This is a genomic window from Lysobacter sp. cf310 (assembly GCF_900114355.1).
In the GTDB taxonomy this organism is placed as follows: domain Bacteria; phylum Pseudomonadota; class Gammaproteobacteria; order Xanthomonadales; family Xanthomonadaceae; genus Lysobacter.
In genome coordinates this window covers 1-16,824 of sequence record NZ_FOSS01000007.1, presented here as the reverse complement: position 1 = coordinate 16,824, position 16,824 = coordinate 1, and the positions used below count along the sequence as shown (strand labels likewise).

The 16,824-nt window shown below is 69.3% G+C and carries 14 protein-coding genes; 9 read left to right on the top strand and 5 right to left on the bottom strand.

The features are described from left to right. Positions 1–145: 145 nt before the first annotated feature. A complete protein-coding gene (locus BMZ45_RS19870) occupies positions 146–1,099 on the bottom strand; it encodes a mitochondrial fission ELM1 family protein (protein ID WP_091638265.1) in 954 nt (317 codons plus the stop codon). A 144-nt stretch (positions 1,100–1,243) separates the two neighbouring features. On the opposite strand from BMZ45_RS19870, the gene BMZ45_RS19865 reads away from it, so the two are divergent. The 6 genes from BMZ45_RS19865 (at position 1,244) to BMZ45_RS19840 (ending at position 6,041) form a co-directional block, all read left to right on the top strand. After that, positions 1,244–1,831, top strand: a complete 588-nt coding sequence (locus BMZ45_RS19865; RefSeq protein ID WP_091638264.1) for a malonic semialdehyde reductase — start codon at positions 1,244–1,246, stop codon at positions 1,829–1,831. Between the two features lie 75 nt (positions 1,832–1,906). Next, complete coding sequence (locus BMZ45_RS19860) at positions 1,907–2,500, top strand: YceI family protein (RefSeq protein WP_091638263.1); 594 nt, start codon at positions 1,907–1,909, stop codon at positions 2,498–2,500. Positions 2,501–2,505: 5 nt separating this feature from the next. After that, a complete protein-coding gene (locus BMZ45_RS19855; RefSeq protein WP_091638262.1) occupies positions 2,506–3,213 on the top strand; it encodes a pirin family protein in 708 nt (235 codons plus the stop codon). Positions 3,214–3,363: 150 nt separating this feature from the next. Then, positions 3,364–3,564 carry a zinc-finger domain-containing protein gene (locus tag BMZ45_RS19850; protein ID WP_031370314.1) on the top strand — a complete coding sequence of 67 codons (201 nt, stop codon included), beginning with the start codon at positions 3,364–3,366 and terminating at the stop codon, positions 3,562–3,564. A 28-nt stretch (positions 3,565–3,592) separates the two neighbouring features. Further along, the gene (locus tag BMZ45_RS19845) at positions 3,593–4,714 is read left to right on the top strand and encodes a glycosyltransferase (RefSeq protein WP_091638261.1); all 1,122 of its coding nucleotides are present in this window, start codon (positions 3,593–3,595) and stop codon (positions 4,712–4,714) included. Positions 4,715–4,787: 73 nt separating this feature from the next. Continuing rightward, on the top strand, positions 4,788–6,041 hold the full coding sequence (locus BMZ45_RS19840) for an O-antigen ligase family protein (RefSeq protein WP_254776714.1): 1,254 nt from the start codon (positions 4,788–4,790) through the stop codon (positions 6,039–6,041). 44 nt (positions 6,042–6,085) lie between these two features. Here the strand turns inward: BMZ45_RS19840 and lpxL are convergent, their stop codons facing one another. After that, entirely contained in the window at positions 6,086–7,018 is a 933-nt protein-coding gene (gene lpxL, locus BMZ45_RS19835; protein ID WP_091638259.1) for an LpxL/LpxP family Kdo(2)-lipid IV(A) lauroyl/palmitoleoyl acyltransferase, read from the bottom strand. Between the two features lie 144 nt (positions 7,019–7,162). On the opposite strand from lpxL, the gene waaA reads away from it, so the two are divergent. Beyond that, complete coding sequence (gene waaA, locus BMZ45_RS19830) at positions 7,163–8,458, top strand: lipid IV(A) 3-deoxy-D-manno-octulosonic acid transferase (protein ID WP_091638339.1); 1,296 nt, start codon at positions 7,163–7,165, stop codon at positions 8,456–8,458. 271 nt (positions 8,459–8,729) lie between these two features. On the opposite strand, the gene BMZ45_RS19825 is transcribed toward waaA, so the two are convergent. The 3 genes from BMZ45_RS19825 to BMZ45_RS19815 all read right to left on the bottom strand — a co-directional run bounded on the left by BMZ45_RS19825 (position 8,730) and on the right by BMZ45_RS19815 (position 11,652). After that, positions 8,730–10,133 (bottom strand): TolC family outer membrane protein, encoded by a 1,404-nt coding sequence (locus BMZ45_RS19825; protein WP_091638258.1) that lies wholly within the window; start codon positions 10,131–10,133, stop codon positions 8,730–8,732. Between the two features lie 21 nt (positions 10,134–10,154). Next, entirely contained in the window at positions 10,155–10,811 is a 657-nt protein-coding gene (locus BMZ45_RS19820; protein ID WP_091638257.1) for a protein-L-isoaspartate O-methyltransferase family protein, read from the bottom strand. A gap of 172 nt (positions 10,812–10,983) precedes the next feature. Next, the gene (locus BMZ45_RS19815) at positions 10,984–11,652 is read right to left on the bottom strand and encodes a TetR/AcrR family transcriptional regulator (protein ID WP_091638256.1); all 669 of its coding nucleotides are present in this window, start codon (positions 11,650–11,652) and stop codon (positions 10,984–10,986) included. A 129-nt stretch (positions 11,653–11,781) separates the two neighbouring features. Here BMZ45_RS19815 and BMZ45_RS19810 point away from each other — a divergent pair, with 129 nt between their 5' ends. Both BMZ45_RS19810 and BMZ45_RS19805 read left to right on the top strand, forming a co-directional pair. After that, entirely contained in the window at positions 11,782–12,837 is a 1,056-nt protein-coding gene (locus tag BMZ45_RS19810) for an efflux RND transporter periplasmic adaptor subunit (protein ID WP_254776707.1), read from the top strand. Between the two features lie 206 nt (positions 12,838–13,043). After that, complete coding sequence (locus tag BMZ45_RS19805) at positions 13,044–16,205, top strand: efflux RND transporter permease subunit (protein WP_091638254.1); 3,162 nt, start codon at positions 13,044–13,046, stop codon at positions 16,203–16,205. The last annotated feature ends 619 nt before the right edge of the window (positions 16,206–16,824 follow it).

Sequence of the window (16,824 nt, the reverse complement as noted above, 5' to 3'; positions counted from 1 at the left end):
CAACACCAACACCAACACCAACAGCAACAGCAACGGCAACGGCGTTTCGTGAGCGCTGCAGTCGTAGGATGCGGTGAGCCGCAGGCGAACCCCATCGTCGCGTGGGTTTGCCGCGCGGCGCATGGCCGCGGAGCGCATCGTTGCGCTAAGCGCCCAAGCCCAGACGCCGTCGCACCTCGTCCGCGATGCGTGCCGTTTCGCGCAGCGGTGTGACCGCGTATGGCGCGAGGGTGTCGGCGGCATCGAAGCGTCGTGCCCGCGCGCTGGCGAGCAAGGCGTCGACGAAGCGGCGCGGACGGCCGCTGAGCGCGTCGATGCCGGCGATGTACAACGGCACCGTGGTCGCGGCCGCTTCCGACAGCAGATTGACCGAATCGGCCGTGCACACCACCCGGTCCGCCCAGCCGAGCAGGCCCGCGTAGGGATTGGCGCCGTCTTCCGGGCCCGCCCAGACCACGCCGGGCACGCGCGCGAATCGCGTGCGCAACTGCTCGCGCACGCTCGTCGGCGTGCGGCGCGATGCGGTCGCGAGCACGCTGCCGCCTTCGCGTTCCACCAAAGCGGCGACCTGCGCGATCAAGTGTTCGAACACGCCCGCATCGAACGCCGCATGCGCGCTGGGGCCGCCGAGCAGCAAGGCGGTGCGCGGCGAGGGCAGGGCGCCGAAGGCCGGGTAGGCGCTGCGCGCGGCGGCCAGCCAGAGGTCGTCGACCGGATGCAGGCTGCCCAGCGGGGACAGGCTGTTGGCGGCGCGCAAGCCATCGTGCTCGGGCGCGATCACCAGGTCCCAGTGGTGGCTGTCGATGCGCGGATCGAGGATCTGCACCGCGCGCGCACCGCGCAGGCGCAGCAGCCGGGTCGCGAGCGCGGCCTGGCGTCCGCAGCCGATCGCCAGCGCCGGCGGCGCGGCCAGCGCGCCCGCGAAGGCGGCGCCGAAGGCATGCGCGGCGCCGGGCAGGCGCCGCGGCGCGGTCCAGGCCCAGGGGGCGCGCGCTTCCAGGACGAGTTCGCGCGCCGGCCGGCCCAGCGCGGCCGCCAGGGCCTGGGCCTGACGGACGTTGCCGGCATGTCCATCGGTCAGGATGAAAGTTTCATCCATGGATATAACCGAGCTTGATGGCTTCGTTTGTTGCACTGGTGCTATCAATCCGTTCCGGCGATGGCGGCTTTGCTTAACGGCCCGGACTCTACACTTCTCCCCTTGGCCGCGGCGCTTCCGCTCCGGCACCTCTTGGAGACTCCGATGTCCTCGTCCTTGTCCGATGCCGCACTGGACCAGCTGTTCCGTACCGCCCGCACCCATAACGAGCTCGGCGGCGAGGTCAGCGACGATACCCTGCGCGCCCTGTACGACCTGATGAAGTGGGCGCCGACCAGCGCCAACATGTCGCCCGGCCGCTACGTGTTCGTGAAGTCCGCCGAAGCCAAGGAGAAGCTGCGCCCGGCGCTGTCGGAGGGCAACCTGGAGAAGACCATGAAGGCCCCGGTGACGGTGATCGTGGCCCACGACGAGGACTTCCACGAGAAGCTGCCTTATCTGTTCCCGCACACCGACGCCAAGGCCTGGTTCGACGGCCCGCGCGAGGGCCGCAGCGCCGCCGCCTTCCGCAACGGCAGCCTGCAGGGCGCCTATGTGATCCTGGCCGCGCGCGCGCTGGGCCTGGACGCCGGCCCGATGTCGGGTTTCGACAACGCCAAGGTCGACGAGGCCTTCTTCGCCGGCACGCCGATCAAGTCCAACTTCCTGATCAACCTCGGCCACGGCGACGCGTCCAAGCTGTTCCCGCGTTCGCCGCGCTTGTCCTTCGACGAGGTCGCGCAGATCCTGTGATCCGCGCCGGTTTCGTTTTCCCGTAGCACGCCCCGCACAGACCGGCCCCAGGGCCCCATCCGGAGATTCCTCGCCATGAAGCGCTTCCTGCTCGCCGCCGCCGTCGCTCTCGCCTTCGCGGGCGCCGCCACGGCCGCTCCGCTGACCTACAAGATCGATCCCAACCACACCGATGTCGTCGCCGGCTGGAGCCACTTCGGCTTCTCCAACCCGGTCGCCCACTTCGGCCAGGTCGACGGCAGCATCACCTACGATCCGGCCAAGCCGTCGGCGTCCTCGGTCGAGGTCACCATTCCGCTGGCCGGGCTGAACTCGCACGTCGCCGCGTTCGACGAACACCTGCGCAGCGAGGATTTCTTCGACGCCGCCAAGTACCCCAACATCACCTTCAAGAGCACCAAGGTCGAGGCCGCGGGCGAGAAGAAGCTCAAGGTCACCGGCGACCTGACCGTGCACGGCGTGACCAAGTCGGTGGTGCTGGACGTGACCATCAACAAGGTCGGCGAGCAGCCGATGGCCAAGCGCGCGGCGGCCGGCTTCGACGCCAGCACCACGATCAAGCGCAGCGAGTTCGGCGTGGGCAAGTACGTGCCCAACGTCAGCGACGAGGTGACGATCCACATCACCACCGAAGCCATCGTGCCCAAGCCGGAAGCGGCGAAGCAGTAAGCGCCATGATCGTCGAACGCCCTTCCGCGAGCCGCGGCCGCGTCCAGGCCGGTTGGCTGGACAGCCACCACACGTTTTCCTTCGGTGGTTACTACGACCCGGCCTGGATGGGCTTCGGCCCCTTGCGCGTGATCAACGAGGACCGCGTCGCTCCCGGCGCGGGTTTCTCGCCGCACCGCCACGCCAACATGGAAATCCTGAGCTACGTGCTCAGCGGCGGTCTGGCGCACAAGGACAGCACCGGCGGGGGCGGCACCATCCGCCCGGGCGAACTGCAGTGGATGAGCGCCGGTCACGGTGTCGAGCACAGCGAGTTCAACGCCTCCGAATCGGAGCCGGTGCATTTCCTGCAGATCTGGATCCAGCCCGACCGTCTCAACGCCCAGCCCGCCTACGCCCAGCGCGAGGCGGCTGCGAGCGCCGGCGACGGCTGGACCCTGCTGGCCTCGCCCGATGGCGCCGAGGGCAGCATCGCGATCCGCCAGCAGGCCTGGCTGCACGGCGCACGTCCAGTCCAGGGCGCGGCGTTGCAGCGCGAGCTCGATCCGGCGCGTTCGTACTGGCTCCACGTGGCCGAAGGCGAGGTCGAGGCCAACGGGCGTCGGCTGCAGGCCGGCGACGCGCTGGGCTACCGCGAGGAAAGCGGCCCGCTGCGCATCGTCGGGTTGGGCGCCGAATCGGCCAATTTGTTGTTCTTCGATTTGCCGGCCTAGTAAGCCCTGGCCTCCCGCTGAGCCCCTCTCGCGCGAGCGGGAGAGGGGCCAAGCTCGCGGCCGGCGTGAGGGCCCGCTCGCTGGCGAAACCGGGCTTGCTGCGACGCACCTGCTAAACTGCGCCTCCGCGTCGCCACCCGTCGTTCCGTCATGACCGCAGCCAACGCCCATCCCACCCAGGCCAACGCCGAACAGCGTTACACCGTCACGCGCGCGGACCTGCCCTTGAGCTGCCCGCTGCCGTCGATGGCGCTGTGGAATTCGCATCCGCGCGTGTACCTGCCGATCGAGGCCGAGCGCGAATGCCAGTGCCCCTACTGCGGCGCGCATTTCACCCTGGTCGACGACTGAGTCCGCGCGGCCACGCCGCAGGTTCCGCGTGCGCCCGCTGACCGTAGTGCAATTGCTGCCGGCGCTGGAGTCCGGCGGCGTCGAACGTTCCACCCTGGAGATCGCCGACGCGCTGGTGCGCGCCGGCCATCGCGCGGTCGTGGTCTCGGCCGGCGGCCGGCTGGCGCCGCGCCTGCTCGCCAGCGGCGCCGAGCACATCGAACTCGACATCGGGCGCAAATCCCTGCTGAGCCTGCGCCACGCGCGCGCGCTGCGACGCGTGTTCGCCGACACCGGCGCCGACATCGTGCATGCGCGCTCGCGCCTGCCGGCCTGGCTGACACGGCTGGCCCTGCGCGGCATGCCGGCGCCGGCGCGACCGCATTTCGTCACCACCGTGCACGGGCTCAATTCGCCGTCGCGCTACAGCGCCGTCATGACCACCGGCGAACGCGTGATCTGCGTATCCGACACCGTGCGCGAGTACGTGTTGCGACATTACCCCGACACCGATCCGGCCAAGCTGCGCACGATCCCGCGCGGCATCGATCCGGCTGCGTTCCCGCGAGCGCCGATGCCGGATCGCGACGCGCGCGCCTGGGCCGCGTCGCTGCATCCCGCGCTCGCCGGCAGCGGGCCGCTGCTGCTGCTGCCCGGCCGCGGCACTCGTCTCAAGGGCCATGCCGACGCGCTGAGCCTGCTGGCCGCGCTGCGCCGCGACGGCGACGACGCGCGCCTGTGGCTGCCGGGCGCGCGCGAGGCCGGGCGCGAGGCCTACATCGCCGAGCTCGAACGCGAGGCGCAAGCGTTGGGCGTCGCCGATGCGGTCGCCTTCACCGCGCCTACCGATGCGATCGCGCGCGCCTACGCCGCCGCCGATCTGGTGCTGCAGCTGTCGCGCAAGCCCGAGGCCTTCGGGCGCACGGTGGTCGAAGCGCTGTCGGTGGGGCGCGCCGTGCTCGGCTGGGCGCACGGCGGCGTCGGCGAATTGCTCGCGCAGCTGCAGCCGCGCGGCGCGGCCGCGCCGTTCGATCCGGCCGCGCTGCATGCGGCGGCTCGCGAATTGCTAACGCATCCGCCCGCGGCAACGGATACGATTGCCTATTCCTTGCGTGCGATGCAGGAGGCCACGCTTGGCGTCTACGCCGAATTCCACCGCCGACCGCGCTGATCCGCGTTGGGTCGATCCCAACCCGCCGCGGCCGGCGGGCGGCGCGCCCGGCTGGCGCTGGGCGCCGGCCTGGATCCTGGCCTATGTCGCGTTGTGGCCGGCGCCGGGTTACGCCGAGGCGGTCCTGGTGCTGGGCGCGCTGGCTGCGATCGTGCATCTGGTGGCCTCGCGTTTCCGCAGCGGCGGCCAGTTGCTGAGCAATCCGGCCTGGGCGCTGACCAGCGTGCTGTTCTTCGCCTACTGGCTGCCCGAGCTGGTCTCGGCCTTCGACGCGGTCGATGCGCCGCACGCGCTGCGCAAGGCGCTGGAAGACATCCGCTACCTGCCGTTCCTGTGGCTGGTCGCCTCGGCCGTGGCCAATCCGCACGGGCGCCGCACCATCTTCGGCGGCCTGGCGGTGATCGTCGCGATCTGGACCGTGGACGCCTTGTTGCAGGCGCTGACCGGCGCCAGTCCGTTGTTCTCGGCGCTGGACGCGATCAAGCGCGGCATCAGCGGCCACGGCATGTGCACGCCCGAGGAAATCGCCGGCGTCGACCGTCTCAGCGGCGTACTGGGTCCCTGCAATCTCAAGCTCGGCCAGGTGCTGGCCAGCCTGTCGCCGTTCGCGCTGTATGCCGGCGGCCGGCGTTACGGCATGGGCGGTTGGCTGATCGCGGCCGCCGGCGTCGGCCTGGTGGTGGTGTTGGCCGGTTCGCGCGCCTCGTGGATCACCTACGCGCTGGTGCTGGTGCTGTCGGGCTGGCGACTGCTGGGCTGGAAGCGCCTGCTGGGCGTGTTCGCGTTCGGCGCGATCGCGGTGGCGACCATCGCGGTGGTCTCGCCGCAGGTGCGCGAGCGCGTCGTGCGCACCACCCTGGTCCGCAGCGCCGATGCCGAGGGGGTGGACAGCGCCCTATCCGGTCGCGCGCGCATCTGGGGCGCCGCGCTGTGCATGGCGCGCGAGAATCCGATCAACGGCGTCGGCGCGCGCGGTTTCCGCGAAGCCTTTCCGGCCTGCGATCCCGATCCCGGCAAGCAGGCGGCGTGGGGCTACGGTCCCGCGCTGCACGCGCATCAGGTGGTGCTGGAAGTGCTCAGCGAGACCGGTCTGTTCGGCTTGCTGATGTGGCTGGCGGGCGTGGCCCTGGCCTGGCGCGCATGGCGGTTCGCCGACGACGACGCGCGCGATCGCGCGCGGCCGGCCATGCTCGCGATCGCGGTCACGCTGTTCCCGTTCAATACCCATCTGGCCTTCTATTCGACCTTCTGGGGCGGCCTGGCGCTGATGCTGGTGGCCTTGTACGCCGGAAGCCTGTTGGCGCAACAGGCCGAGAAGCAGGAGTGAGTTTGGAGAAGTGAGGAGTGAGCGAAAGCGCTCCTACTCGCTTCTCAGTCCTCCCCGCTCGCTCCTCGCTTGTACGGCGAGACATCCCCGGGCGGGCGGCGCTTGAAGCGGCGATGGATCCACAGGTACTGGCTGGGCGCTTCGCGCACCATGGCCTCGATCTGGGCGTTCACGCGCGCGCTGTCGGCGGTGGCGTCGGAGGACGGGAAGTCCGCCAGCGGCGCGCCCAGGCGCAGCACGTAGTCGCCGCCTTCGCGGCGATGGAAGAACGGCACCACCGCGCAGCCGCTGAGGCGGGCGAATTGGTGGGTGGCGGTGATCGTCGCCGCCGGCACGCCGAAGAACGGCGCGAACACCGTGTCCTTGCCGCGCATGTCCTGGTCCGGCGCGTACCACAGGAAACCGCCCTGCTTGAGATGGCGCATGGCCGGGCGGATTTCTTCATTGGTGTACATGGCCGCGGCATAGCGCAGGCGGCCGCGCTTGACCGCCCACTCGAACACCGGACTGCGGTGGCGGCGGTACATGCCGGCCAGCGGCAGGTGGTCGCACATCAGCCGGCCGCACATCTCCAGGGTCATGAAGTGGCCGGAGATCAGCAGCACGCCGCGACCCTGCGCGCGCACCTCGTCCAGCAGTTCCAGGCCCTCGATGCGCACGGTGCGCCGCATCGGCGCGACCGAGCCCCACCAGGCGCGCGCGAACTCGAACAGGCCGATGCCGAGATCGCGGAAGCTTTCGCGCAGCATGCGCTCGCGTTCGGCATCGCTTTTCTCGGGATAGCACAGGGCCAGATTGATGCGCGCCGCGCGCCGCCGCTCGCCGGCCACGCCCAGCGCGAACGCGCCGAACAGCCGGCCCAGTCCGCGTTGCAGGGACCAGGGCAGACGCGCGCCCAGGCACATGCCGGCCAGGGCCAGCCACATCGGCCAATGACGGGGGCCGCGCGGGGGAGGGGGCAGCGGGGTTGCGCTCATGCACGATAGTTTAGTGGCCTGACGAGGAAACGCGGCCATGGGCCGGCGCCGCGGTTGCGCAAAAGCTGGCGAATCGCGGCCGCGGACGTGGGTTTCGCGCAGTCGATGGCCGTGACCCGGGCGCGGAACGCTTATCCTTGGCGCATGCAGAGGGACTATATCGAGCGCCTGTTGCGCGGCCTGTACTCGGTCGCGCTGTACCTGTTGGCGCCGGTCACGGTCTACCACCTGATCTGGCGCGGGTTCCGCCAGCCCGCCTATTTCCAGCGCTGGCTGGAGCGCTACGCCATCTATCGCGGCCCCGCCCACCATCGCACGCTGTGGCTGCATGCGGTCTCGGTGGGCGAGGTCAACGCCGCGATCCCGCTGGTCAACGCCCTGCGCCGCGGCCGCCCGGACCTGCGCCTGCTGGTGACCACGATCACCCCGACCGGCTCGGACCGCGCGCGCGCGGCCTGGGGCGACGGCGTCGAACACGTCTACCTGCCCTACGACCTGCCCGGCGCGGTGTCGCGCTTCCTCCAGCACCACCGCCCCTGCGCGGCGCTGATCATGGAAACCGAACTCTGGCCCAGCCTGCTGTTCGGCTGCCGGGACCGCGGCATTCCGACCTACATCGTCAACGCGCGCCTGTCCGAGCGCTCGCTGCGCGGCTACCGGGTGCTGGCGCCGCTGGTCGCGCGCGCGCTGCGCACCGTGCGCGCGGTCGCGGCGCAGTCGCGCGCCGACGGCGAGCGCTTCGTGCGCCTGGGCGCGCGTCCCGAGCAGATCGTCGAGACCGGCAACCTCAAGTTCGACGTCAACGTGCCCGAGGCGCTGGACGAATTCGCCGCCGAATGCCGCCGCCACAGCGGCGCGCGCCCGGTCTGGATCGCGGCCAGCACCCACGAGGACGAAGAGGCGGCGGTGATCGCCATCCATCGCCGCCTGCGCGCGCGCTTCCCGGGGCTGTTGCTGCTATGGGCGCCGCGCCATCCCGAGCGCTTCCGGGTGGTGGCCGAATCCGCGCGCGCGGTCGGCTGGACGGTGTCGACGCGCTCGCGCGTGCGCTGGCCGCAGCAGGGCGACGACGTGTTCGTGATCGACACCCTGGGCGAGCTGATGTGCTTCTACGCCGGTGCCGACGTCGCCTTCGTCGGCGGCAGCTTGCAGGCGATCGGCGGCCACAACCTGCTGGAGCCGGCCGCCACCGGCACGCCCATCGTGACCGGCCCGCACCTGCACAATTTCGTCGAGATCGCCGAACGCCTGCAGGCCGCCGGCGCGCTGCGCATCGGCGACGATGCCGATGCGGTGCAGCGCGAGCTCGAGCGCCTGCTCGCCGATCCCGAGCAGCGCGCGCAGATGATCGCGGCCGGCCGTGCCCTGGTCGAACTCGGGCGCGGCGCGCTGGCCAAGACCATCGCCCTGCTGCAACCGGCGCTGCCGCCGCAGGCTTGAGTTTCCGGGGCGCGCGTTCCCGTGTTGCGGGCGGCAAGGATTCCTGTGGGAGCGACGCAAGTCGCGTTCCCGCAACTCCGGCCGAAGACGCATCGCGGCTTACGCCGCTCCCACAGACAGCGGATTCGCTCCGTAGGATGCGGTGAGCGCAGCGAACCGCATCATCGCCATCGCCAAGATCGCGTCGACGACGCGCCGCGCCTTACGAACGCGCAAAAGAAAACCGCCGGGCGTGCCGGCGGTGTTCGTGTCGCATCGAGCGGGCGTCGGGTCAGCCGCCGCTGGGCTCGAACTTGGCCGCGGGTTCGGCGGTCAACAGGCGGTTGATGTCCTGCACGTCGGAGACGTCGAGGGTGCCGGCGGCCTGTTCCAGCAGCAGGCGGTTCTGCAGGTAGTTGTACTTGGCCTGCGCATAGGCCTGCTGGGCGGTGAACAGGTTCTGCTGGTTGATCAACACGTCCAGCACAGTGCGGGTACCGACTTCCAGGCCGACCTGCGAGGCCTCGTAGGCGCTGCGCGCCGAGACCAGGGCCAGACGGCGGGCCTCGACTTCGCTGACGCCGGCGACCAGGGTCTGGTAGGCGTTGCGGGCATTGCGCACCAGGGCGCGCTTCTGCTGCTCGAGCTCGTCGCTGGCGACGTCGCGCGTGGCCAGGGCCTGGCGCACGCCGGACTGGGTGGCGCCGCCGGCGAAGATCGGCACCGACAGGGTGATGCCCAGGCTGGGGCCGCGGCCTTCGCTGTCGCTTTCGAAGGTGTTGCCGCCGAAGGTGCGGTCGGTCCAGCTCTTGCTCTTGTCGTAGCCGCCGGTCAGGTACAGGGTCGGCCAGTGGCCCGAGCGCGCGGTCTCGACGTCGGCTTCGGCCGACTGCACCTGGAATTCCTTGGCGCGCAGGGCCGGGTTGTTCTCGATCGCCGTCTGCACCCAGCCGTCGACGCCCTGCGACTCCGGCAGCGCCGGCTTGAAGTCGTCCGGCAGGCCCTTGAGGTTGCGGATCGGCTGGCCGGTGATTTCGCTCAGCGCCTGATAGGCGTCCTCGACCGCGTTGCGCACCAGGATGGTGTTGGCGCGGGCGTTGTCGTACTGGGCGCGGGCTTCGTGCACGTCGGTGATCGGCGCCAGGCCGACTTCCAGACGCTTGGAGGCGTAGTCGAACTGCTTCTTCAGCGCGGTCTCGGCGGCCTCGGCGGCGGCCAAGGTCTCCAGCTGCACCAGCACGTTGAAGTAGGCGGCCGAGGTGCGCGTGATCAGGGTGTCGCCGGCGGACTCGAGCTGAAAGTCGCTGGCCTGGCTGAGCGCGTTGCGGCTCTTGAGCGTGGTGAAGCGGCTGCGGTCGTAGATCATCTGCCGCAGGTCGACGCCGTAGCTGCGCGTGGTCGTCTCGGTGGTCAGATTGCCGGCGACCTCGACCGGATTGGTCGGGTCGCTGTTGTCGGTGAAGCTGGGCGCGGTGTTACGCGACTTGCTCAGCGTGGCCGAACCGGTCAGCGACGGCAGCAGCGCCGCGCGGGCCTGCACCGCGCCTTCCTTGGTGGCCAGGCGGCTGGATTCGGCGGCCGACAACTGCGGGTCGCCGTTGCGGGCCAGCTCGTAGGTCTGCAGCAGGTCTTCCGCCGAGGCGACGGCCGGCAGCAGGGCGACAACGAGGGCGAGAACGAGTGGGCGGCGGATCATGCGGCTTCCTTGACGTTCGGTTCAGAACTCGAAGACGGGCGCGGGCGCCGCGCCGACGAGATAGGGGAGGTCGGTTTCGAACAACGATTGGATGCGGCGAGCGTTGACTTCGTTGCGCACCAGCACCGCTTCCATCGCCGGCGACCGGCCGCGGACCACGAACAGGCGTCCGTCCGGCTGCAGCCAGTCGAAGAAGTGTTGCGGAATCTCGGCGACCGCGCCGGTGACGCAGATCGCGTTGTAACGGCGCTCGCTGCGCCAGGCATAGGCGTCGGCCAGCACCACCTGGGCGTTCTCCACCGACTGCGCGGACAGGCGCGCGCGGGCGGCGTCGGCGAGGTCGGCGTGGATCTCCAGGCTGGTCACTTCGCGCGCCAGGCGGCCCAGGCAGGCGGTCAGATAGCCGCTGCCGGTGCCGATCTCGAGCACGTCGTCGGTGGGGTCCAGCTCCAGCGAATGCAGGGTGCGGCCTTCCAGCACCGGCTTCATGGCGAACTCGCCATGGCCCAGCGGCAGGGACAGGTCGGCATAGGCCAGGTTGCGGTGCTCGGCGGACACGAAGGCCTCGCGCGGCAGCGTCGCCAGCACGTCGAGTACGCGCGGGTCGAGCACGTCCCAGGGCCGAACTTGTTGTTCGACCATCAGTTCACGTGCTTTGGCGTAATCGATGTTAGTCATTGGTTCGTGGTCTCGCGCGGGGAACGTCGGTCGAAATGCAGGCTAGAGCCGACAATTCTACCGGTCTGGCGCGGCAGCCGGTGGATACAGGATGGCGGTTGCGGGCGTGCGGGACTGAGTGCCGGAAGTCACCAAGACTGTCGTCATTCGCGTTCCCGCCCGGGCCTGGGTTCTATCCATGGGACGTGGAGCGGGCGTAGGCGCGCAGGAACAGGTCCACCGAGGCCCGCAGGTGGGCGTCGATCTGGGACGCGTCGAAGTCGCAGCCGAACACCAGTTGCGCGTGCGGTTCGCCCTTGAGCAGGGCGAAGAACTGCCCGGCCGCGCGCTCCACGTCGTCGATCCGCAGCTCGCCGGCGGCGATGCGTCGGCGCAGCAGGGCCGCGAATTCCTGGTGCACGCGCTGCGGCCCGGCTTCCCAGAACATGCGCGGCAGCGGCGAGCCGGCCAGTTGCGGCGAGCACAGGATGCGATGGCCCTGGACCGCCTCGGTCGCGCTGACCATGGTCCAGAACGCCTGCGCGATCGTCATCAGGCGCTCGCGCAGCGGGGTCGCGGGCGAGGGCTCGAACAGCAGCGGCGGCAGATGGCGCTCGCAATAGGTCTTGATGGCCTCGGCGAACAGGGCCTCCTTGTCGCCGAAATGGCTGTAGACGGTGAGCTTGGAGACCCCGGCCTCGGCCGCGATCTGATCCATGCTGGTGGCGTCGAAGCCGGCCTGGGTGAACATTTTCGAGGCCGCATCGAGGATGGCGGCGCGCTTGCTCAGGTCCTTGGGGCGGCCCGGACCGGCCGGTTTGGCGGTCTCGGGCGGGGGCAGGGTTTTGCGTGAGGCTGTCATGCGCGGAATACTAGACTAACGGGTTCGATATTTATACAGTACCGCCAGGTACATTAATTATCCCTGAGGTCACCCGCGATGCGCAGCCGCACTTCTTCCCCCGGATTGGCGCTTTCCGGCGCCGTTCTGATGCTGGCGTTGGCGGCTTGCGGCCGCGATGCCCCCGCGCCCGAAGCGGCCCGGCCGGTGCTGGTGATCCATCCCGGCGCTGGCCAGACCGGCGTGAACGCCTTCGCCGGCGAAGTCCGAGCGCGCCAGGAAAGCCCGCTGTCGTTCCGGGTCGGCGGCAACCTGGTCGAGCGCCGGGTCGATGTCGGCGCACACGTGCAGGCCGGCGACCTGCTCGCGGTGCTGGATCCGGGCGATCTGCAGGCGCAGTCGCGCGCGGCCCAGGCCCAGTTGGCCGCGGCCGAGGCCGAACTCGGCCGCGCGCGCGCCGACCAGCAGCGTTTCGCCCGCCTCGCCGACGATCAATTGGTCAGCCGCTCCAGCCTGGACGCGCAGAACGCCGCGGCCAAGGCCGCGCAGGGTCAGGTCAACGCCGCCCGCGCCAACCTCGACGTGGCGCGCAACCAGGCCGAGTACACCCAGTTGCGCGCGCCGCATGCGGGCGTGATCGCCACGCGCAGCGCCGAAGCCGGGCAGGTGGTCGCGGCCGGCCAGCAGGTGTTCGGCCTGGCCGCCGACGGCGTGCGCGAAATCGCGTTCGCGATTCCCGAAGGCGCGATCGCGCAGTTCAAGACCGGCCGCGAGGTGATGGTGGAGCTGTGGTCGCAACCGGGCCAGCGCTGGCCGGGCCGGGTGCGCGAGATCGCGCCGGCCGCCGATCCGGCCTCGCGCACCTATGCCGCGCGGGTCGCGGTCGAGGCGCCGGCGGATGCGCTGGAACTGGGCCAGAGCGCGCGCGTGTATGTCGCGCAGAACGGCAACGGCGGCGCCGGCCTGAGCATTCCGCTGTCGGCGCTGCAACGCGACAAGGGCGCGCCGGCGGTGTTCGTGGTCGACGCCCAGCGCTCGACCCTGAAGCTGGTGCCGGTGCAGATCGGTCCCTACGGCGAGGACCGCGTGCCGGTGAGCGGCGGTTTGAACGCGAACGACTGGGTGGTGGCCGCCGGCGGCCATCTGCTGCGCGCGGGCCAGAAGGTGGTGCCGGTGGATCGGGACAACCGACCCGTCAAACCGTAGTCCCCGAAGTGAACGCGACCCGATCGCCATTGAGCTGCCCGATGCGAATCCCGCTCGGCACCTTCACCCGTCCCTCGCTCGCGGGGGAAGGGATGGGATGGGGGCGCGCCGCCGCGACACGCGTCGTACCGCATCCGTTCGCCCTCACCTCAACCCCTCTCCCGCAAGCGGGAGAGGGGCGACTCATTCAACGCTGAGCCTCTCTCATGCGCTTCAACCTCTCCGAATGGGCGCTGCGTCACCGCAGCCTGATCGTCTACGCGATGCTGGTGATGGCGATCGCGGGCACTTTCTCTTATCTGCGCCTGGGCCGTAGCGAGGATCCGGCCTTCACCTTCAAGGTGATGGTGATCCGCACCCTGTGGCCCGGCGCCACCGCCGACGAAGTCTCGCGCCAGGTCACCGAGCGCATCGAAAAGAAGCTGATGGAAACCGGCCAGTACGAGTTCATCCGCTCGTACTCGCGCGCCGGCGAATCGCAGGTGATCTTCGGCGCACGCGATTCGATGCGCTCCAAGGACATCCAGCCGCTGTGGTATCAGGTGCGCAAGAAGGTCGGCGACATCCGCCCGACCCTGCCCAGCGATGTGGTCGGGCCGTTCTTCAACGACGAGTTCGGCGACACCTTCGGCAATATCTATGCGCTGACCGGCAAGGGCTTCGATTACGCCGTGCTCAAGGACTACGCCGAGCGCGTGCAGCTGGCCCTGCAGGACCAGGCCGACGTCGGCAAGATCGAACTGTTCGGCGTGCAGGACGAGAAGATCTGGGTCGAGCTGTCGAACGTGAAGCTGGCGACCCTGGGCGTGCCGGCCAACGCTGTCGGCGAGGCCCTGAATCAGCAGAACGCGCTGGCCCCGGCCGGATTCTTCGAAACCGGCAGCACCCGCGTGGCGCTGCGCGTGGGCGGCCAGTTCAAGACCGTCGAGCAGATCCGCGAATTCCCGATCCGGGTCGGCGACCGCACCTTCCGCCTCGGCGACGTCGCCGAGGTGCGCCGCGGCTTCTCCGATCCGCCCGCGCCGCGCATGCGCTTCATGGGCGAGGACGCGATCGGCATCGGCGTGTCGATGAAGGAAGGCGGCGACATCCTCAAGCTGGGCAAGACCCTGGAGGCCGAGTTCGCCCGCCTGCAGAAGACCCTGCCGGCGGGCATGGAGTTGCGCAAGGTCGCCGACCAGCCGGCCGCGGTCGAGGAGTCGGTCGGCGAGTTCGTGCGCGTGCTGGCCGAGGCGGTGCTGATCGTGCTGCTGGTCAGCTTCTTCTCGCTGGGCTGGCGCACCGGGCTGGTGGTGGCGCTGTCGATCCCGCTGGTGCTGGCCATGACCTTCGCCGCCATGCAGTTCTTCGGCGTCGGCCTGCACAAGATTTCGCTGGGCGCGCTGGTGCTGGCGCTGGGCCTGCTGGTGGACGACGCGATCATCGCGGTCGAAATGATGGCGATCAAGATGGAGCAGGGCTTCGACCGCATTCGCGCTGCCGCGTTCGCCTGGGACAGCACCGCCTTCCCAATGCTCACTGGCACCCTGATCACCGCCGCCGGCTTCCTGCCGATCGCCACCGCCGCCTCCAGCACCGGCGAGTACACGCGTTCGCTGTTCGAGGTGGTCACGATCGCGTTGCTGGTGTCGTGGATCGCCGCGGTCGCGTTCATTCCCTTCCTCGGCGACAAGCTATTGCCCGACCACGGCCACGCGGCCGCGCTCAAGCCCGGTTCGCTGGGCGCGCGCTGGCATGCGCAGCGCGCGCGCTGGGCCGAGCGCTATCCGGCGATCTCCGATTTCATCGCGCCGCCGCCGCACGACGGCAAGGACCACGACCCCTACGCCAGCAAGTTCTACACCCGCTTCCGCAACTGGGTGACCTGGTGCGTGCGCCGGCGCTGGCTGGTGATCGGCATCACCGTGGCCGCGTTCTTCCTGTCGGTGTTCATGTTCCGTTTCGTGCCGCAGCAGTTCTTCCCCGACTCGGTGCGCCCCGAACTGATGGTGGACATGGAGCTGGCCGAGGGCAGCTCGCTGCGTCAGACCGCCGAACAGGCCCAGCGCCTGGAGGCCCTGCTCAAGCAGCGCAAAGACCTGACCAATTACGTGTCCTACGTGGGCACCGGTTCGCCGCGCTTCTACCTGCCGCTGGACCAGCAGCTGCCGGCCGCCAACTTCGCTCAGTTCGTGCTGATGCCCGAGGACGTGGCCGCGCGCGAAGCGATTCGCGAGTGGGTGATCAAGGACGTGGTGCCGCGCTTCCCCGATCTGCAGCTGCGCGTGACGCGTCTGGAGAACGGCCCGCCGGTCGGCTACCCGGTGCAGTTCCGCGTCTCCGGCGAGCACATCGACCGCGTGCGCGCGATTGCCTACCAGGTGCGCGAGAAGATCCGCGCCAACCCGCATGTGATCAACGTGAACCTGGACTGGGACGAGCCCAACAAGGTGGTGCGCCTGCAGGTCGACCAGGAGCGCGCCCGTGCGCTGGGCGTGACCTCGGCGGACCTGTCGCAGTTCCTGTCCAGTTCGCTGTCGGGCTCGCACATCAGCACCTACCGCGAGGGCAACGAGCTGATCGAGATGCTGCTGCGCGGCCCCACCGAGGAGCGTCTGCAGCTGAGCATGCTGGGTAGCCTGATGGTGCCGACCAGCAACGGCCGCGCCGTGCCGCTGACCCAGATCGCGACGCTCGAGTACGGTTTCGAGGAGGGCATCATCTGGCACCGCGACCGCCAGCCCACGATCACCGTGCGCGCCGACATCTACGACGGCACTCAGCCGGCGACGGTGATGGGGCAGATCTCGCCGACCCTGGACGAGCTGCGCGCGCAGCTGCCCTATGGGTACGCGATCAACGTCGGCGGCAGCGTGGAGGATTCCGCGCGCGGCCAGAACTCAATCATCGCCGGCGTGCCGCTGTTCGTGTTCGCGGTGTTCACCCTGCTGATGCTGCAGTTGCGCAGTTTCTCGCGCAGTTTCATGGTGATGTTGACGGCGCCGTTGGGCCTGATCGGGGTGACCTTGTTCCTGCTGGTGTTCCGGGTGCCGTTCGGTTTCGTGGCGATGCTGGGCACGATCGCGTTGTCGGGCATGATCATGCGCAATTCGGTGATCCTGGTCGATCAGATCGAGCAGGACCGGGCGGACGGGCATGAGCCGTGGCGGGCGATCGTGGAGGCGACGGTGCGGCGTTTCCGGCCGATCGTGTTGACGGCGCTGGCGGCGATCCTGGCGATGATTCCGTTGTCGCGCAGTGCGTTCTTCGGGCCGATGGCGGTGGCGATCATGGGCGGTCTGATGGTGGCGACGCTGTTGACGCTGTTGTTCCTGCCGGCGCTGTATGCGGCGTGGTTCAAGGTGAAGGCGCCGGAGGCGGGGGCGTAAGCCCGCGTTCGCTATCCCCTCTCCCGCTGGCGGGAGAGGGCTAGGGTGAGGGGAGTGCAGCGCCGCAGGCGCCAATGTCGGTGCTCTTGTTCGTCGCTCCGGCTCGTCATTCCCGTGAAGGCGAGAATCGAGGGTCTTTAACACCCTCCCGCATGCAAGTCCCGCTCTTTGCCTTTGACTCCCTCCTTTATCAAAGGAGGGTTGGGGAGGATTTGCTGTTGCTTTGCTTTCGTCTTTTCTGACCGAAGGTCAAAGGCTTCCGGCTGCTGCGTAGCCGAGTCACTTTCTCTTGCTTTTAGCTCCCTCCTTTGTAAAAGGGTGAAGCCGTGCGGCTTACGAACCGCAGGTTCGTGCACGGGTGAACGCCGGCAGGCTGTGCCTGCTGGCCGGGCGGTTTGGGGAGGATTTGCTGTTGCTTTGCTTTTGTCTTTTCTGACCGAAGGTCAAGGGCTTCCGCCTGCTGCGTACCCGAGTCACTTTCTTTTGCTCCTAGCTCCCTCCTTTGGAAAAGGAGGGTTGGGGAGGATTTGCTTTTGCTTTGCTTTCGTCTTTTCTGACCGAAGGTCAAAGGCTTCCGCCTGCTGCGCATGCGGGTCACTTTCTCTTGCTAGCCCAAGAG

Excerpts from the sequence above, each read along its gene's own strand:
- BMZ45_RS19870 (WP_091638265.1), bottom strand. The coding sequence starts at position 1,099 with ATGGATGAAACTTTCATCCTGACCGATGGACATGCCGGCAACGTCCGT.
- BMZ45_RS19865 (WP_091638264.1), top strand. The coding sequence starts at position 1,244 with ATGTCCTCGTCCTTGTCCGATGCCGCACTGGACCAGCTGTTCCGTACC.
- BMZ45_RS19860 (WP_091638263.1), top strand. The coding sequence starts at position 1,907 with ATGAAGCGCTTCCTGCTCGCCGCCGCCGTCGCTCTCGCCTTCGCGGGC.
- BMZ45_RS19855 (WP_091638262.1), top strand. The coding sequence starts at position 2,506 with ATGATCGTCGAACGCCCTTCCGCGAGCCGCGGCCGCGTCCAGGCCGGT.
- BMZ45_RS19850 (WP_031370314.1), top strand. The coding sequence starts at position 3,364 with ATGACCGCAGCCAACGCCCATCCCACCCAGGCCAACGCCGAACAGCGT.
- lpxL (WP_091638259.1), bottom strand. The coding sequence starts at position 7,018 with ATGAGCGCAACCCCGCTGCCCCCTCCCCCGCGCGGCCCCCGTCATTGG.
- waaA (WP_091638339.1), top strand. The coding sequence starts at position 7,163 with ATGCAGAGGGACTATATCGAGCGCCTGTTGCGCGGCCTGTACTCGGTC.
- BMZ45_RS19825 (WP_091638258.1), bottom strand. The coding sequence starts at position 10,133 with ATGATCCGCCGCCCACTCGTTCTCGCCCTCGTTGTCGCCCTGCTGCCG.
- BMZ45_RS19820 (WP_091638257.1), bottom strand. The coding sequence starts at position 10,811 with ATGACTAACATCGATTACGCCAAAGCACGTGAACTGATGGTCGAACAA.
- BMZ45_RS19815 (WP_091638256.1), bottom strand. The coding sequence starts at position 11,652 with ATGACAGCCTCACGCAAAACCCTGCCCCCGCCCGAGACCGCCAAACCG.
- BMZ45_RS19810 (WP_254776707.1), top strand. The coding sequence starts at position 11,782 with ATGCTGGCGTTGGCGGCTTGCGGCCGCGATGCCCCCGCGCCCGAAGCG.
- BMZ45_RS19805 (WP_091638254.1), top strand. The coding sequence starts at position 13,044 with ATGCGCTTCAACCTCTCCGAATGGGCGCTGCGTCACCGCAGCCTGATC.